The organism is Sulfitobacter sp. 1A13353 (genome assembly GCF_043557255.1).
Taxonomy (GTDB): Bacteria; Pseudomonadota; Alphaproteobacteria; order Rhodobacterales; family Rhodobacteraceae; genus Sulfitobacter; species Sulfitobacter faviae.
This window is the reverse complement of record NZ_JBIFFS010000001.1, coordinates 124,270-140,483: the sequence shown is the minus strand read 5'-3', so window position 1 is coordinate 140,483 and position 16,214 is coordinate 124,270. Positions and strand designations below refer to the sequence as shown.

The 16,214-nt window shown below is 65.2% G+C and carries 19 protein-coding genes; 13 read left to right on the top strand and 6 right to left on the bottom strand.

Going from position 1 to position 16,214, the window contains the following annotated elements; genetic code table 11:
• Window positions 1–62: 62 nt before the first annotated feature.
• Window positions 63–551, bottom strand: a complete 489-nt coding sequence (locus ACGYLO_RS00710; protein ID WP_209218513.1) for a peroxiredoxin — start codon at window positions 549–551, stop codon at window positions 63–65.
• 88 nt (window positions 552–639) lie between these two features.
• On the opposite strand from ACGYLO_RS00710, the gene ACGYLO_RS00705 reads away from it, so the two are divergent.
• The 8 genes from ACGYLO_RS00705 to ACGYLO_RS00670 all read left to right on the top strand — a co-directional run bounded on the left by ACGYLO_RS00705 (window position 640) and on the right by ACGYLO_RS00670 (window position 8,241).
• Window positions 640–1,845 carry an NAD(P)/FAD-dependent oxidoreductase gene (locus ACGYLO_RS00705; protein WP_271688798.1) on the top strand — a complete coding sequence of 402 codons (1,206 nt, stop codon included), beginning with the start codon at window positions 640–642 and terminating at the stop codon, window positions 1,843–1,845.
• Window positions 1,842–2,399 (top strand): 16S rRNA (guanine(966)-N(2))-methyltransferase RsmD, encoded by a 558-nt coding sequence (gene rsmD / locus ACGYLO_RS00700; protein WP_271688799.1) that lies wholly within the window; start codon window positions 1,842–1,844, stop codon window positions 2,397–2,399. Before ACGYLO_RS00705 ends, rsmD begins: the two co-directional genes overlap by 4 nt.
• Window positions 2,400–2,527: 128 nt before the next feature.
• A complete protein-coding gene (locus ACGYLO_RS00695; protein WP_271688800.1) occupies window positions 2,528–3,790 on the top strand; it encodes an imelysin family protein in 1,263 nt (420 codons plus the stop codon).
• A 64-nt stretch (window positions 3,791–3,854) separates the two neighbouring features.
• A complete protein-coding gene (locus tag ACGYLO_RS00690; RefSeq protein ID WP_067266845.1) occupies window positions 3,855–4,103 on the top strand; it encodes a bacterioferritin-associated ferredoxin in 249 nt (82 codons plus the stop codon).
• Entirely contained in the window at window positions 4,100–4,585 is a 486-nt protein-coding gene (gene bfr, locus ACGYLO_RS00685; RefSeq protein ID WP_136720255.1) for a bacterioferritin, read from the top strand. Before ACGYLO_RS00690 ends, bfr begins: the two co-directional genes overlap by 4 nt.
• A gap of 52 nt (window positions 4,586–4,637) precedes the next feature.
• Window positions 4,638–6,179, top strand: coding sequence for a di-heme oxidoredictase family protein (locus ACGYLO_RS00680; RefSeq protein WP_394374324.1), 1,542 nt, complete (start codon window positions 4,638–4,640; stop codon window positions 6,177–6,179).
• A complete protein-coding gene (locus ACGYLO_RS00675; RefSeq protein ID WP_271688801.1) occupies window positions 6,179–7,165 on the top strand; it encodes an imelysin family protein in 987 nt (328 codons plus the stop codon). The genes ACGYLO_RS00680 and ACGYLO_RS00675 overlap by 1 nt, the downstream gene beginning before the upstream one ends.
• Window positions 7,165–8,241: a DUF1513 domain-containing protein gene (locus tag ACGYLO_RS00670; protein WP_271688802.1), complete on the top strand. Its 1,077-nt coding sequence runs from the start codon at window positions 7,165–7,167 to the stop codon at window positions 8,239–8,241. The genes ACGYLO_RS00675 and ACGYLO_RS00670 overlap by 1 nt, the downstream gene beginning before the upstream one ends.
• A 28-nt stretch (window positions 8,242–8,269) precedes the next feature.
• On the opposite strand, the gene map is transcribed toward ACGYLO_RS00670, so the two are convergent.
• Together map and sfsA are read right to left on the bottom strand one after the other, a co-directional pair.
• Complete coding sequence (map, locus tag ACGYLO_RS00665; protein WP_271688803.1) at window positions 8,270–9,100, bottom strand: type I methionyl aminopeptidase; 831 nt, start codon at window positions 9,098–9,100, stop codon at window positions 8,270–8,272.
• A 51-nt stretch (window positions 9,101–9,151) separates the two neighbouring features.
• Window positions 9,152–9,859 (bottom strand): DNA/RNA nuclease SfsA, encoded by a 708-nt coding sequence (sfsA, locus tag ACGYLO_RS00660; RefSeq protein ID WP_271688804.1) that lies wholly within the window; start codon window positions 9,857–9,859, stop codon window positions 9,152–9,154.
• Between the two features lie 47 nt (window positions 9,860–9,906).
• Between sfsA and ACGYLO_RS00655 the strand changes: the two genes are divergently transcribed.
• Genes ACGYLO_RS00655 through ACGYLO_RS00640 form a run of 4 tightly spaced genes read left to right on the top strand, consistent with a single transcriptional unit; the run spans window position 9,907 to window position 12,870 of the window.
• A complete protein-coding gene (locus ACGYLO_RS00655; protein ID WP_271688805.1) occupies window positions 9,907–10,626 on the top strand; it encodes a molybdopterin-binding protein in 720 nt (239 codons plus the stop codon).
• Window positions 10,623–11,339 carry a GNAT family N-acetyltransferase gene (locus ACGYLO_RS00650; protein ID WP_271688806.1) on the top strand — a complete coding sequence of 239 codons (717 nt, stop codon included), beginning with the start codon at window positions 10,623–10,625 and terminating at the stop codon, window positions 11,337–11,339. Before ACGYLO_RS00655 ends, ACGYLO_RS00650 begins: the two co-directional genes overlap by 4 nt.
• Window positions 11,340–11,350: 11 nt before the next feature.
• On the top strand, window positions 11,351–11,920 hold the full coding sequence (locus tag ACGYLO_RS00645; RefSeq protein ID WP_271688807.1) for a peroxidase-related enzyme: 570 nt from the start codon (window positions 11,351–11,353) through the stop codon (window positions 11,918–11,920).
• On the top strand, window positions 11,917–12,870 hold the full coding sequence (locus ACGYLO_RS00640; RefSeq protein ID WP_271688808.1) for an OmpA family protein: 954 nt from the start codon (window positions 11,917–11,919) through the stop codon (window positions 12,868–12,870). Before ACGYLO_RS00645 ends, ACGYLO_RS00640 begins: the two co-directional genes overlap by 4 nt.
• A 1-nt stretch (window position 12,871) precedes the next feature.
• On the opposite strand, the gene ACGYLO_RS00635 is transcribed toward ACGYLO_RS00640, so the two are convergent.
• Window positions 12,872–13,303 carry an Lrp/AsnC family transcriptional regulator gene (locus tag ACGYLO_RS00635; protein WP_271688809.1) on the bottom strand — a complete coding sequence of 144 codons (432 nt, stop codon included), beginning with the start codon at window positions 13,301–13,303 and terminating at the stop codon, window positions 12,872–12,874.
• 123 nt (window positions 13,304–13,426) lie between these two features.
• On the opposite strand from ACGYLO_RS00635, the gene ACGYLO_RS00630 reads away from it, so the two are divergent.
• Window positions 13,427–14,668, top strand: coding sequence for an MFS transporter (locus ACGYLO_RS00630; RefSeq protein ID WP_276154390.1), 1,242 nt, complete (start codon window positions 13,427–13,429; stop codon window positions 14,666–14,668).
• Here ACGYLO_RS00630 and ACGYLO_RS00625 read toward each other — a convergent pair.
• On the bottom strand, window positions 14,665–15,579 hold the full coding sequence (locus ACGYLO_RS00625; protein WP_271688811.1) for an ornithine cyclodeaminase family protein: 915 nt from the start codon (window positions 15,577–15,579) through the stop codon (window positions 14,665–14,667). The genes ACGYLO_RS00630 and ACGYLO_RS00625 overlap by 4 nt on opposite strands.
• Window positions 15,576–16,196, bottom strand: coding sequence for an HAD family phosphatase (locus tag ACGYLO_RS00620; protein ID WP_271688812.1), 621 nt, complete (start codon window positions 16,194–16,196; stop codon window positions 15,576–15,578). The genes ACGYLO_RS00625 and ACGYLO_RS00620 overlap by 4 nt, the downstream gene beginning before the upstream one ends.
• Between the last annotated feature and the right edge of the window lie 18 nt (window positions 16,197–16,214).

Below are 16,214 nucleotides of genomic sequence, written 5' to 3'. Positions count from 1 at the left end.
TGTGCCACCGGGCGGATCGTTGAATGGGCAGCGCCTGATCCGCTTAGCCGCTGCCCGTCACTTTACATATTATCCAGCAACGCTTCACCGCCGGAAATCTCGCAGGTGCCTGCGCTTTCTTCGGGCTGCCAGAGCGTGACCTTACCGTCTTCGACCAGCATCGCATAGCGTTTGGACCGGCCCACCAGCCCGGCGCCCTCGGCGTCGAACTCCATGCCGATGGCGCGGGTGAACGCGCTGCTCGCGTCGGCGAGCATGGTGATCCCGGCCTCTGTCGCGCCGGTCGCCTCGCCCCAAGCCTTCATCACGAAAGGATCATTGCAGGAGATGCAGATCACCTCATCCACGCCCTTGGCGTCGAACTGATCCTTGGTGCGCACGAAGCTGGGCACATGGGCAGAGTGGCAAGTCGGCGTGAAGGCGCCCGGCACGGCAAAGATCACCACTTTGCGGCCTTTTACCTTGTCGGCCATCTGCACCGGCTCGGGCCCGTCGGCGCCCATCTGAACCAGTTTCGCGTCCGGCAGTGTCGAACCTTGAGAAATCGTCATGGGATAGCCTCTCCTGTCATTGCGGTTGTCTTGGGGCCAGATATAGGCTTTGACCGCGACTGAGACCAGATCAATCGGGGGGTGGCAGATGCAGCATGTGGTGGTGATCGGAGCCGGGCAGGCGGGAGCGTCATGCGTGGCAAAACTGCGAAGCGGCGGGTTCGAGGGGAAAATCACCCTCATCGGCGCCGAGCCGTGCCCCCCTTACCAACGCCCGCCCCTGTCCAAAGGCTACCTGCTGGGGGAGATGAGCCAAGAGCGTCTCTTGCTCCGGCCCGAGGCATTCTACGCCGATCAAGGGATCACGCTGAAAACCGACTGCCGCGTCACGGCGATTGACCCCGAGGCGCGGGTGCTGAGCACCTCCGACGGCGCGGTCGCCTATGACGAACTGGTGCTCGCCACCGGCTCGACCCCGCGCCGCTTGCCCGCCGCGATCGGCGGGGCGCTGGAGGGTGTCTTTACCGTGCGCGATCTGGCGGATGTCGATGCCATGGCCCCGCGTTTCGTCAAAGGTGCGAAAGTGCTGATCGTCGGCGGCGGTTATATCGGGCTGGAGGCGGCGGCGGTCGCGGCCAAGCTGGGGCTTGAGGTCACGCTGGTGGAAATGGCCGACCGGATCCTGCAACGGGTGGCAGCGCCGGAGACCAGCGATTATTTCCGCGCCCTGCACGAAAGCCACGGCGTGCGCCTGCGCGAAGGCGTGGGGCTGGAGCGGCTTTTGGGCGAGGGCCATGTCACCGGCGCACGGCTGAGCGACGGCACAGAGATCGCCGCCGATTTCGTCATCACCGGCGTCGGCATCGAACCCGACATCGCGCTGGCCGCCAGCGCGAGGGTCGAGATCGACAACGGCATCAAGGTCGATGCGCAGGGCCGCACGAACCTGCCCGGTATCTGGGCGGCGGGGGACTGCACCTCGTTCCCCTATCGCGGCGGGCGCATCCGTCTGGAAAGCGTGCCAAACGCCATCGATCAGGCCGAGGTCGTGGCCGAAAACATCCTTGGCGCGGGCAAGGACTATGTCGCCAAACCGTGGTTCTGGTCTGACCAATATGACGTGAAACTGCAAATCGCTGGGCTAAACGCAGGCTATGATCGCGTCGTTACCCGCCGGGGCGCGGGCAGCGCGTCCTTCTGGTATTACCGCGGTGAGACTTTGCTGGCCGTCGATGCGGCAAACGATCCACGGGGCTATATGGTCGGCAAACGGTTGATTGAGGCGGGCAAATCGCCTGACCCCGCCTTGGTCGCGGACCCTCAGGCGGACCTCAAGGCGCTCCTGCGGGCATGAGGATCATCGCTGGGAAATACCGGGGCCGCCCGCTGGCGGCACTTGGCAAGGGCGACGCCGGGGCGCATCTGCGCCCGACCTCGGACCGGGTGCGCGAAAGCCTTTTTTCGATGCTGACCCATCACGACGTAATCGAAGGCGCGCGGGTGTTGGACCTCTTTGCAGGCACCGGCGCGCTAGGGTTCGAGGCGCTGTCGCGCGGGGCCGCATCGGTTTGTTTCGTCGAGAATGGCCGCAGCGGGCAGCGGCTGATCGGGGAGAATATGCGCAAGCTGGATGCGGCGGCGGACACGCAACTGCTGCGCCATGATGCCACGCGGCTGGGGCCGTGGGCGCAGGCGGCTTTCGATCTGGTCTTTCTTGACCCGCCCTATGGCAAGTCCATGGGGCAAAAGGCGCTTGCCGCGGCGGCCGAAGGCGGCTGGCTCACCCCCGGGGCGATGGTCGTTTGGGAGGAAAGCGCCCCCATGCAGGCGCCTGAGGGATTCGCCCGGATCGACACGCGCAAATATGGCGATACCCATGTGACCCTGTTGGAAAGGGCCACCAACTAACGGGGTTCCCTAGGTTCAGCCCGCGTGAGGTTGTACCTTGTATTTTCCGACAAAATAAGTCACCTATTGCCCGAAGGCCCGATACGCCCTGTGTCGGGACCATGGTGATTTTCAAGGAAGGACATCCGATGCGCCTCAAAGCGTCCACGGCCATTGCGCTGATCACATTCGCCGCCGCCCCGGCATTCGCCCAAGGCAAGGCCGAGGTGCTGGACACCTATGCCGACATCGCGCAGGCCGGATACGAAGACAGCCTGACCACCGCGCAGACCCTGCAAGCCGCCGTCGAGACGCTGATCGCCTCCCCCTCTGCTGAGGCGCTTCAGGCGGCGAAAACCGCATGGCTGGCCGCCCGCGTGCCCTACCAGCAGACCGAGGTGTTCCGCTTTGGCAATGCCATCGTCGATGACTGGGAAGGCAAGGTAAACGCATGGCCGCTGGACGAGGGTCTGATCGACTATGTCGACGCCTCCTATGGCGGTGAAACAGATGAGAACCAACTGGCGGTTCTGAACGTCATCGCCAACCCGACATTCACGCTCGGCGGGGAAGAGGTGGACGCCACCGAAATCACCCCCGAACTGCTCGAAGGGCAGTTGCATGAGGCGGGCGCGGTCGAGGCCAATGTCGCCACCGGCTACCATGCCATCGAATTCCTGCTCTGGGGCCAAGACCTGAACGGCACCGACCACGGCGCGGGCGACCGTCCTTGGACCGACTACGCAGCGGGCGACGACTGCACCGGCGGCAATTGCGACCGCCGTGGGCAATACCTCAAGGCCGCCACCGATCTTTTGGTCAGCGATCTGGAATGGATGGCCGGGCAATGGGCCGAAGGCGGTGAGGCACGCGCCGCCGTGCTGGCCGACGAAGACGCCGGGATCGACGCGATCCTGACCGGCATGGGCTCGCTCTCCTACGGCGAACAGGCCGGGGAGCGGATGAAGCTGGGCGTCATGTTGAACGACCCCGAGGAAGAGCATGATTGCTTCTCGGACAACACCCACAACAGCCACTACTACGATGGCCTGGGTGTGCGGAACGTCTATCTGGGCGAATACCTGCGCGTCGATGGGCGCGTGGTCTCGGGCGCGTCGCTGTCCGATCTGGTGGCCAGTGCCGATGCCGGTGTCGACGAAGACCTGCGCGCCAAGCTGAACGCCTCCATGGTGGAACTGGGTCAGATCAAGACCGCCGCCGAAGCGGGCTTCAGCTATGACATGATGCTTGAGCGCGGCAATGCCGAGGGCGAGGCACTGATCATGGGCGCGGTCGACGCGCTGGTGAACCAGACCCGCGCCATCGAACGCGCAGTGACGGCTCTGGGCGGTGACGAGATCGCCTTTGAAGGCTCCGACAGCCTCGACGCGCCGGAGGCCGTCTTCCAGTAATCCTAAACTTTCCCCCGGGGCGCGCGTGTCGCGGCCCGGGGCCAGCCAAGGAATACGCAACACCATGATTGTTTGTCACTGTCAGAACATCACCGATCGCGACATCAACAATGCCATCGACTGGATGCGCGCCTCAGACGCACGCACGGTCATCACGGCCGGTAAAGTCTACCGCGCCTTGGGCAAAGCGGCCGATTGTGGGGGCTGTATGCCTCTGTTCTTGTCTACCATGCGCGGAAATGGCAACTTTTCCGTGCCGGTGCTGACAACCACTCTATGTCAGGCAAAACCAAACAAGGAGACAGGTTCATGAAGGGCGACGACAAGGTCATCGAATATCTCAACGCTGCACTGCGCAGCGAATTGACAGCGGTCAGCCAGTACTGGCTGCATTACCGGCTGCAAGAAGACTGGGGCTATGGTCGGCTTGCCGATAAATCGCGCGAGGAAAGCATCGAAGAGATGAACCACGCCGACAAGCTGATCGAGCGGATCATCTTCCTCGAAGGGCATCCCAACCTGCAAAAGCTGGACGCGCTGCGCATCGGTGAGACGGTCAAGGAATGTCTGGAGGCCGATCTCGCCGCCGAGCATGAGGCCCGCACCCTCTATATCGAAGCGCGCAATCACTGCGATCAGGTGGGCGACTACGTTTCGAAGAACCTGTTCGAAGAATTGATCGCCGATGAGGAAGGGCATATCGACTTCCTCGAAACCCAACTGGCGCTTCAGGCGGAACTGGGCGAGGCCGTCTATGGCCAGCTTCAGGCCAAGCCGACAGACGACAGCAAGTAACCACGACAGGCAGGCCCGGTTTCGGGCCTGCCGCTTATCCAAGGCATTCCCCATGCGTTTCCTCATTCCGATGCTCATGGTGGCCGCCGCGAGCATGGCCGCCGCCGCTCCGCAAGCCTTGGAGGAACCGCATCTAAAGGTGATCCCCCGCACCGCGGAAGAGGCCGCCCGGATCGCTAAGGTCACCGCCCCCGCGACCGAATTCGACAAGCCCGAACCCTTTGAGACGAACCCGGCAGGGGCCGCCACGGTCAGCCCGCGCGGCAATGCCGATGCGTTTTCGCTGCCTTCAGGCAATATCCCTTTCGAGCGTGAGTTGGACTTCAAGGTCGGCAACGGTCTGTTCAAAAAACTCTGGGTCTCTTCGCCCTCCTCGACGCTGGCCTCTGACGGGCTGGGGCCGCTCTTCAACGCGCGTTCCTGCCAGCGCTGCCACCTGAAAGACGGGCGCGGCCATCCGCCCGAGGGGCCTCAGGATGATGCGGTGTCGATGTTCCTGCGCATCTCGGTCCCCACGCCCCCCGAAGAGGCGATGAGCGAGATCGAGGCCTTCCTGCTCTCGGTCGGCGATGAGACCCCGCGCACGCGGCCCGATCCGGTCTATGGCGGGCAATTGCAGGATTTCGGGGTGGCGGGCCATCCGGCGGAATACCGTCTGGGCGTGAGTTATGAAGAGGTGGAAGTCGCCCTGTCGGAGGGGGAGACAGCCAGCCTGCGCCGCCCGACCTACAGTGCCGAAGACCTCGGCTATGGCCCCTTGGCCGACGGCGCGATGCTCAGCCCCCGCGTCGCCCCGCCGATGATCGGCTTGGGCCTGTTGGAGGCCATTCCGGCGGCAGATATCTTGGCGCTGGCCGACCCGGAGGACGCCGATGGCGACGGCATTTCGGGCAGGGCGCAGATCGTCTGGTCCTTTGAACATGCGCGTCCGATGCTGGGCCGCTTCGGCTGGAAAGCCGGGGCGCCGACGATCCGCGAACAATCGGCCAGCGCCTTTGCGGGGGACATCGGCATTTCCTCCCCCATTTTCGACGCGGCATGGGGCGATTGCACGGCAGAGCAGACCGCCTGCCGCGCGGCACCCCATGGGGATGGTGACGACCGTGGCACCGAGATCGACGCCGAGGGGCTGGATCTGGTGACCTTCTACAGCCGCAACCTTGCCGTGCCTGCCCGACGTGATGTCGGCGCGCCTGAGGTGCTGCGCGGCAAGGCGGTGTTTCATGAGGTCGGCTGCACTTCCTGCCACCAGCCGAAATTCGTGACCGAACGGCTGGAGGATCAGCCCGAGCAGAGCTTCCAACTGATCTGGCCGATGACCGACCTTTTGCTGCATGACATGGGCGAAGGGCTGGCCGACAACCGTCCCGAGGGCCGCGCGAACGGGCGCGAATGGCGCACCGCGCCGCTTTGGGGCATTGGCTTGACCGAACAGGTCAACGGCCATACCCAATTCCTGCACGATGGGCGCGCGCGGTCACTGCTCGAAGCGGTGCTCTGGCACGGCGGCGAAGCCCAGCCCGCCCGCGATGCCGTGGTCGACATGCCCAAAGCCGACCGTGACGCCCTGATCCGCTATCTGGAGAGCCTCTGATGCGCAGCCTGCTGACCGCCACCTTCCTTCTGACTGCCGCCCCCGCCCTCGCCGGGGTAGAGGAGGTGATCCAAGATCACGCGCTGCCCGGCACCGCCCGTTTCGCCTCGGCCACGGCGGCGCTTGATGCGGCGGCGCAGGCCGATTGCACCGATGCCGCCCTGCGCCCGGCCTATCAGGAGGCTTTCGACGCATGGCTCGGCATCGCGCATCTGACCCTTGGACCGCTAGAGGAAGACGGGCGCGGGCTGGCCATCGCCTTCTGGCCCGACACGCGCGGCATGGTGGGGCGCAGCGTGGCGCGGATGGTGGCCGAAGAAGACCCGATTGCGACAAGCGGTGATTACGCCGAAGTCTCCATCGCCGCGCGCGGGCTCTTTGCGCTGGAACGGCTGCTTTATGACGATGACTTCGCGGGCTACGAGGCTGACAGCTATAGCTGCGCATTGGCCCGCGCGATGGCAGCAGATCTGGCGGAACTGGGGCGGGAGGTCGACACCGCATGGCGTGAGGACTTCGCCGCCACGCTCCGCAGCGCAGGCGAGGCGGGCAATGACCGTTTCCTCAGCCCGCGCGAGGCGTCTCAGGCGCTCTATACGGCTTTGGCAACAGGGCTGGACTTCGTCGCCGACCAACGTCTGGGCCGCCCGATGGGCCGTTTCGACTCCCCCAAACCGCAGGTGGCCGAGGCGCGCCGTTCGGGCCGCAGCCTGCGCAATGTGGTCCTGTCGCTCGAAGCATTGCATGGTCTGGCCGACACGCTGTCGGACGCGCCCACCCCCAAGACCGACGCCGCATTCGACCGCGCCTTGAGCGCCGCGCGCGCGTTGGAAGACCCCGTTTTTGCCGGAGTGGCCGATCCGATCAGCCGTATCCGGGTCGAGGCGCTGCAAAACGATGTGCGCGCCATTTCCGAGGCGGTGGGGGCAGAGATCGCCCCGGCGCTTGGCGTCTCGGTCGGGTTCAACTCGGCGGATGGGGATTGATGCCCTCGCGCCGCCATTTCCTCGCCGGTCTCGCCGCCGCGTCGAGCCTGCCGGCGATGGGCTGGGCCGCCGCCGGGAGCCCTGTCTATCTTGCCGCCGCGCGTGATCCTTCGGGGGCCTATGCGCTTTTCGGGCTGGACGGGACCGGCCACGACATTTTCCGCATTCCGCTGCCCGACCGGGGCCATGCCGCTGCCGCCCATCCCACCGCGCCCGAGGCGGTCGCCTTTGCCCGCCGTCCGGGCCGGTTCGCGCTGGTGATCGACTGCGAGAAGGGCCGTGTGGCCCATCGGCTCGACGCGCCAGAGGGGCGGCATTTCTACGGGCATGGGGCGTTTTTGCAGGGCGGGGCCATCCTCGCCACCAGTGAGAATGAGATCGACAGCGGCGAAGGGCGCATTGGCCTGTGGTCCCGCGCCGATGGCTATGCCCGGATCGGAGAGATCGCCTCGGGCGGGGTCGGCCCCCATGAAATCCGCCGCTGGGCCGAGGATGTGCTGGTTGTGGCCAATGGCGGTATCCGAACCCATCCCGACAGCGGGCGGGAAAAGTTGAACATCGACGTGATGCGGCCCAACCTGTCTTATGTCAGCTTCTCGGGCGAAGTGCTGGAGCAGGTTTCGCTGCCCGATGATCTGCATAAGAACTCGATCCGGCATCTGGCCTTGGCGCCGGACGGGCAGGTGGCTTTTGCGATGCAATGGCAGGGGGAGCCGGGCGACGGCGTGCCGCTGCTGGGGCTGCATCGTCGCGGGGAAGACCCGATCTTGGCCGAGGCCGATCTGGCCGAGCAAATCGCGATGCAGGGCTACGCGGGCAGCGTGGCATTTGCCGTCGATGGCGGGGCGGTCGGGATCACGTCACCGCGCGGCGGGCGGCTGCATGTTTTTGACAACAAGGGTTCTTTCCTTGCCAGCCATCGCCGCGCCGATGTCTGCGGGTTGGCACCGGGCCGGGGGGGCTTCGTGGCTACGGATGGGCTGGGCGGTATCCTGTCGCTGCAAGAGGCGACGCTGTCGCGGCTGACCACGGCCAAACGGGCGTGGGACAATCATTTGGTTGCCATCGACGCATAGGCGGGCGGGGGCCGTGCCCCCGCTGCATTTAGTCGGTCTTGTAGGTCGGGTGGAACAAACCACCGGGCGAGAGGGTGAAGATCTCCACCCCGTCTTCGGTCACGCCCACCGAATGTTCGAACTGTGCCGAGAGGGATTTGTCGCGGGTCACCGCGGTCCAATCGTCGGCCAAGGTCTTGGTTTCGGCGCGGCCAAGGTTCACCATCGGCTCGATGGTAAAGAACATGCCCGGCTCAAGCACAGCACCGGTGCCGGGGCGGCCATAGTGCAGCACGTTGGGCGGCGCGTGAAAGACCTGCCCCAGACCGTGACCGCAGAAGTCGGTCACGACCGACATGCGGTGGCCTTCGACAAATGTCTGGATCGCGTGGCCGATGTCTCCAAAGGTGTTGCCCGGCTTCACCGCTTCGATCCCGCGCATCAGGCTGTCGTGGGTCACGTTGATCAACCGCTCGGCCTTGCGCGACAGTTTGCCCGCCACATACATGCGGCTGGTGTCGCCGAACCAGCCATCGACGATCACGGTCACGTCGATGTTCAGGATGTCGCCGTCTTTCAGCTTCTTGTCGCTGGGGATCCCGTGGCAGACCACATGGTTCACCGAGATGCAGCTGGCGTGTTTGTAGCCCTTGTAGCCGATGGTGGCGGATTTCGCCCCGGCGGCGTTGACCTTCTCTTCGATCAGGCGGTCCAACTCTCCGGTGGTTTGACCGGGGAAGACATGCTCTGCGATCTCGTCGAGGATGGTGGCGGCGAGACGGCCCGCTGCCTGCATCCCGGCATGATCGGAAGGCTCGTAAATGCGAATGCCGTCGCGCGTCTGGCGGCCTCGGTGTGCGTTGTTCACCGCTCTCTCCATGCTTGTGTTCGCTCCTACTTAACGTGGCTTTCGGGCGAGGGCCAGAGCGGCTCAGCCCGCGAAGGGGATCGGTTGCGCCAGTGTGACGGCTTGGGGCGTGATATGGGTGCCGATGGCGTAGATTTCCAGCCCCGCCGCCCGCGCGGCATGGGAGGCGGCGGCATAGGTCGGGTCGATATCGGCAGCGAGGCGCATCTGCGAGCAATCGGTGCGCTGCACCAGATAGAGCAGCACGGCGCGGTGCCCGGCCTGCGCCATCCGCGCCAACTCGCTCAGATGTTTCGCCCCGCGGGCGGTCACGCTGTCGGGGAATTCGGCCAGCCCGGTTTCGCGTGACAGGGTGACGGATTTCACCTCGACATAGGCATCGGGCAGGCCATTGCCGCTGAGCAGGAAGTCGATGCGGGAGTTTTCGCCGTATTTCACCTCGGGCCGCACCTCGGTATAGGCGGCGAGCGGGGCGACCTCACCCGCGAGCAGCGCTGCCTTCATCGCGCGGTTGGGCAGGGCGGTGTCGACGCCAGTGAAATGGCCGTTCTCATGGTCCACCAACCGCCAGCCGTAGTTCAGCTTTTTCTTTGGATCGTCGTTCGGCTCCAGCCAGATGCGGCTGCCCGGTTCCGCCAGCCCCATCATCGAGCCGGGGTTGGCGCAATGGGCCACCACCTCTTCGCCCGTCTCCTCAAGCCTGCAATCGGCCAGAAAGCGTTTGTAGCGGCGGATCAGCCGGGCGGGGACAAGTTGGGTTTGAAAGCGCATGGGGCGCGGCCTATACCGAAGGGACGCCATCCTCAAGGAGCCGCCCCATGTCAAACCCCACCGCCGCGATGATCGTGATCGGCGACGAAATCCTCTCGGGCCGGACCCGTGACAGCAATATGCATCACCTTGCGGGGGAGTTGACGAAAGTGGGGATCGACCTGCGCGAAGTGCGCGTGGTCTCGGACGATCATGGGGCGATCATCGCCGCCGTGCAGGCGCTGTCTTCGGCCTATACCCATGTCTTCACCTCGGGCGGGATCGGGCCGACCCATGACGACATCACCGCCGATTGCATCGCCGCCGCCTTTAACCGCGACATCGACGTGCGCGACGATGCGCGCGAGATTTTGGCAGAACATTATGCCCGCGCGGGGACCGAGATGAACGCGGCGCGCCTGCGCATGGCGCGCATCCCTGAAGGCTCCGCGCTGATCGAGAACCCGGTCTCTGCCGCGCCGGGGTTTGTGGTTGAGAATGTGCATGTCATGGCCGGGGTGCCTGCGGTTTTTCAGGCGATGGTTGCCAGTGTTCTGCCGGGGCTGACCGGGGGGCAGCCGCTGATCAGTGAGACCCTGCGCATCGACCGCGGCGAGGGCGATATCGCCGGGCCACTGGGGGCGCTGGCCGAGGAATATCCGCATCTGTCCATGGGCAGCTACCCGTTTCAAAAGGACGGCGTCTTTGGCGCGCATGTGGTGATCCGGGGCAGCGATCCGGGGATGGTCGAAGCCGCAATGGCCAAGCTCAAGGCCGCCTTCGCATGAGCGAGGCGCAGGCGTTTTTCGACGCGGGTGACGCGACATGGCCCGCCGCGCGGCGCTTCGAGCACGGCCCCTGGACCCTGCGCGAAGGGCAGGGCGGCGGCAAACGGGTCTCGGCGGCGACGGCGCGCGGGGCGATAACCGACGCCGACATTCCGACCGCCGAAGCCGCGATGCGCGAGATGGACCAGCGCCCGCTGTTCATGGTGCACGCGGGGGAAGATGACCTCGACGCGCTGCTGGCCGCGCGGGGCTACGGCGTGGTCGACCCGGTCACGGTGCTGAGCGCGCCGATCACTCGGCTTACGGATGTGCCGATGCCCCCGGTCACCGCTTTTTGTATCTGGGAGCCGCTGGCGATCATGGCCGAGATCTGGGCCGCCGGAGGGGTCGGTCCCGCCCGCCTTGCCGTGATGGACCGTGCCGCGACCAAAACGGGCATTCTCGCCCGCTGGAACGAGAAACCCGCGGGGGTGGCCTTTGCCGGGGTGCACAATGATATCTGTATGGTCCACGCGGTCGAGGTGCTGCCCCATCAACAACGCCAAGGCGTGGCGACTTGGCTGATGCGGGCCGCCGCCCATTGGGGGCAGGCGCAGGGGGCCGCGCGGCTTTCGGTGCTCTGCGTCGATACCAATATCCGTGCGCAGGCGCTCTATGCCAAGCTGGGCTTTGCACCGGTCGGGCACTATCATTACCGTCAAAGCACCGAGTGAAGGATAAGCCCATGGCCAACGACATGCCCACCGCCCTTGATCTGCCGATGGTCGATCCGCTGCCAGAAGCGACGCAGAAGTATTTCGATGTCTGTCAGGAAAAGCTCGGGATGGTGCCCAATGTGCTGCGCGCCTATGCCTTTGACATCGACAAGCTGAACGCCTTTACGGGCATGTATAACGATCTGATGCTGGCTGACAGCGCGCTCAGCAAGCTTGAGCGTGAGATGATCGCGGTGGCGGTGTCTTCGGTCAACAAATGCTACTATTGCCTCGTGGCCCATGGGGCGGCGGTGCGCGAAATGTCGGGCGATCCGCAGTTGGGCGAGGCGCTGGTGATGAACTACCGGGTTGCCAAGATCAGCCCCAAACAACGCGCCATGCTGGATTTCGCCGTCAAGCTGACCGAGGCGAGCGCCAAGGTCGAAGAAGCCGACCGTCAGGCGCTGCGCGACGCAGGCTTCACCGACCGTGACATTTTCGACATCGCCAGCGTGGCGGGTTTCTTTAACATGACCAACCGGGTGGCCAGCGCCACCGACATGCGCCCCAACGACGATTACCACGCGCAGGCGCGATGAGCCGGGCGCGCGTCGTTGCGGCTCTGGTCGGGGTGCTGCTGGCGGCCCCGGCGGCGGCGCTTGAACTGGCGCTGCCCAGCACCGCGCGCCTGACGGCTGAACGCAATACCGCACCGGATCGCTATGCGGCACCGGTCGGGGTCTATGCCGAAGGGCAGGTGGCGCGGGTCAATGTGGATGGCGACCTGCGCCGCGCCGCATGGCGGATGGACACGCCGGGGCTGACCGCCTTGCAAGTGATGCGCCCGCTGCGGCGGCAGCTTGAAGAGGCGGGTTTCGACATTGTGCTCGACTGCGCGGCGCGGGAGTGCGGCGGCTTTGATTTCCGCTTTGCGATAGAGGTGCTGCCGGGGCCGAATATGTATGTGAACCTGCGGGCCTTCCACTTCATCACCGCCCTGCGACGGGGCGAGGACGGAACGCCGACCGAGGCGATCAGCATCCTTGCCAGCACGGCGGCGACCTCGGCCTATGTGCAGATCATCCAAGCCCGCAGCGGCGACGCGGCGGAGGGTGACAGCCCCCCTGTCACGCCTGCGGCTACGGGGGAGGTGCCGCTTGCCAGCGCCACGGGGGATTTTGCAGCGACGCTAAAGACCGAGGGGCATAAGGTGCTGAACCGGTTGGAGTTCGAAACCGGCACCTCCGCGCTTGGCCCCGGCCCCTTTGCGACCCTGGCGCGGCTTGCCGAATTGCTCAAGGCCGAGCCGGGTCTGCGGGTGGCGCTGGTGGGGCATACCGATGCGGTGGGCAGTCTCGACGCCAATACCGCCCTGTCGCGCAGGCGGGCAGAGGCGGTGCGGGACCGGTTGGTTGAGAGCTATGACGTGGCCCCCGACCGGCTGGAGGCGCAGGGCGCGGGCTATCTCGCGCCGCGCGACAGCAACCTGACCGAAGCGGGGCGCGAACAGAACCGGCGGGTCGAGGTGGTCGTCCTTTCGGTGCAATAGCCTAGGTCGTGACCGTCATCTGCGTGGCCAGCAGCAGGTTCGTCTCGCTGGAACTCACCCCCTGAATGCGGCGAATTTGGCCCAACACGCTGTCGAGTTCTTCGACGGTCTCCGTCCCCGTCTCGACAATCAAATCCCATTTGCCATTGGTGGCATGGATCGCCTGCACCGCGGGCATGCCTGCAAGAATGCGTTTGATCCGGTCGGTGCCCGCGCCTTCGATGGCCAAGAGCGTATGGCCCCGGATTGGGCTGTGGCGTATGTCTTCTTTCAGGATCAGCGTGAACCCCAAAATCGCGCCCGAGCTGACCAGACGCTCCACCCGCGCCCGCACCGTCACCCGCGACAGGCCGGTGGTGGCGGCCAGCGCGGAATAGGACATGCGCGCGTCGCGGCGCAGTTCCGCGATGATCTTGTTGTCGATCTCGTCCATCAGCTTCCCGTCTTTTGCACGGGGCCATGTTTACGGCAGCGCGGGCGGGCTGGCCAGTCTTTGGAGATGCGCAATTGACGACGCCCGGGAAACCCATAATCTGCCGTGGAAAGGAACACTTCCATGCAAAGCCGCGCGCCCCTGTTCACCCCGGTCCTGATGGTCGGATGTATCATCATCATGGTCAGCTTCGCCGTGCGGGCCTCCTTCGGCGTGTTCCAGATCCCCATTGCCGAGGAATTCGCATGGGCGCGCAGCGAGTTCTCCCTCGCCATCGCGATCCAAAACCTCGCTTGGGGCATCGGGCAGCCGATCTTTGGCGCGCTGGCCGAGAAGATTGGCGATAGGCGGGCGATTATCATCGGGGCGGTGGTCTATGCGGTGGGGCTGCTCTTGTCGGCCAATTCCGCGACGCCGATCGAACATCAAACCTATGCTTGGCTCGTCGGCTTCGGCATCGCGGGCACCGGGTTCGGCGTGATCCTCGCCGTTGTGGGGCGGGCGGCCTCGGACGAGAACCGCTCGATGGCGCTGGCGATTGCCACGGCGGCGGGCAGCGCGGGCCAAGTCTTCGGCGCGCCAGTGGCGGAATGGATGCTGGGCTTCATGTCCTGGCAGATGACCTTCGTGAGTTTCGCGGGGGCGATCCTGCTGATGCTGCTCACTCTGCCGATGATGCGCGCGCCCGCGATGGCGAGCCGGGCGGAGCTTGAAGAGTCGATGGGCCAGATCCTCGGCAAAGCCTTCCGCGACCCCTCCTATACGCTGATCTTCCTCGGGTTCTTCTCCTGCGGCTACCAGTTGGCCTTCATCACCGCGCATTTCCCCGCCTTCGTGACCGAGATGTGCGGCCCGATCCTAGCGGGCGGCGTGCTGCACAACATCGGCATCACCACCACCTCGGCGCTTGGCGCGGTGGCGATTTCTCTCATCGGTCTGGCCAATATCGCGGGCACGCTGCTGGCGGGCTGGGCGGGCAAGCGCTATTCCAAGAAATACCTGCTGGCGGGGATCTATGTCGGGCGCACGGTGATCGCGGCGGCCTTCATCATGTTCCCGATCACGCCGATGACGGTGATCCTGTTCTCTGTGGGCATGGGCGCGCTCTGGCTCGCCACGGTGCCGCTTACCTCCGGCCTCGTCGCGCATATCTACGGGCTGCGCTACATGGGCACGCTTTACGGCATCGTGTTCTTCAGCCACCAGTTGGGCAGTTTCCTCGGCGTTTGGCTGGGCGGGCGGATGTACGACATCTACGGCAGCTATACCGGCGTCTGGTGGGTGGGCGTGGCCGTGGGGGCTTTCAGCGCCGTGGTGCATCTGCCGATCCGCGAGAAACGGCTGGAGGGGCTGGTGACCGCTTAACGCGCGCGCCAGCGTTCGAGGATGTGGTTGGCGGTCATCAGGTCCAGATGCGCGCCGCCGCCGTTCTTGAACAGGGTGATTTCATCATCGCTCTGCCGGGTGAAGGCCGAAAGGTCGTAGTAATCCGCGATCAGGTGATCGCGGGCGATGGTGCCTGCCTCAAGCGGGATGTTGATCTCTCCGATATGGCCGATGGTGGTGTCGAAGCTGTCGACGAAGACGCGGGCGCGCAGCAGCGCCGTGTCGTCCACCTCGCGCATGTCGGGGCGGTAGGCGCCGATGAGATCGACGTGCTGGCCGGGCTGCAACCAATCGCCCTTGATCAGCGGGTCGGTCGACATGGTGGCAGAGGTGACGATATCTGCGGCGCGCACCGCCTGCTCCAGATCGGTCGCCACGTTGATCTTGAGCTCTGCGGCCATCGCCTCGGCGTTCTTGGGCGTCCGGTTCCAGACCGTGAAACGCGCCTGCGGGAAGGCCGCGGAATAGGCCGCGTGCAGCGCGCGGCCTTGGGTGCCCGCGCCGACGATCAGGATGTTCTCGCTGTCCGGTCGGGCAAGACGGCGCGCGGCCAAGAGGCTGTCACCCGCGGTCTTCCACTTGGTGACGAGGTGGAAGTCCACGATTGCGGAGAGCGTGCCGGTTTCGTCATCGAAAAGCGAGACGCCGCCGTTGACCATCGGCACCTCCCGGTCGGGGTTGCCGGGGAAGATCGTGGCGGATTTCACCGCCATGCCCAGCCCGTCGATCCATGCCGCGCGGCTTAGAAGCGTGTCCTTGCCGCGATAGAGGAAGGTGTCGCCGATCTCGGCCTTCGGCAGGTCGTGGCCCGTGGCCAGCGCATCGGTAAGCGCGATCCAATCCAGCAGCGCCTCCCCCGCGTCGAAGGAGATGTTCGGGATGTCGGTCATGCGGCCTCCTCCCGGGTCAGCAGACCGGCGGCGACCAGACGGTCGGCCCAGCCTTGTGGTCCGGTGAAATGGTGGGTTTGCCAGCCCCGCGCGGCGGCGGTGGCGATGTTGTCGGCGCGGTCGTCGGTGAAGAGCAGGGCCTCGGGCGGCAGGCCGCTGCCTTGCTCCACGGCCTCGTAGATTGAGGGCGCGGGTTTGATCATGCCGAGGTGGCCGGAAATGAAATCACGGTCGAATTCGCGCAGGAAAGGGTAATGGGTCGCGGCCAGATCATAGCTTTGGATGCCGAAGTTGGTGAGCGAGAAGACCGGGACGCCGCGCGCTTGCAGCGCATTCTTCAACCGCAGGGAGTGGTCGATCACCGGGGCGGCCATCTCGATCCAGCGGTCGTGCCAGAGGCGGATTTCATCGCCCCACTCAGGCGTCGCCTCGGCCATGGCATAGATCGTGTCGCGGAAATTCTCGCCGCTGTCGACGCGGTCGTTCATGCCGTGCAGGTCCACGGCGTCGAACATGGCGCGGCGGCGATCTTCGCCGATGACGCTGTCGTAAAACCGCTCCGGTTGCCATTCGATCAATACGTTGCCGATGTCGAAAACGACCGCCTGTGGTGTCATATCACTTGCCCTAACAAT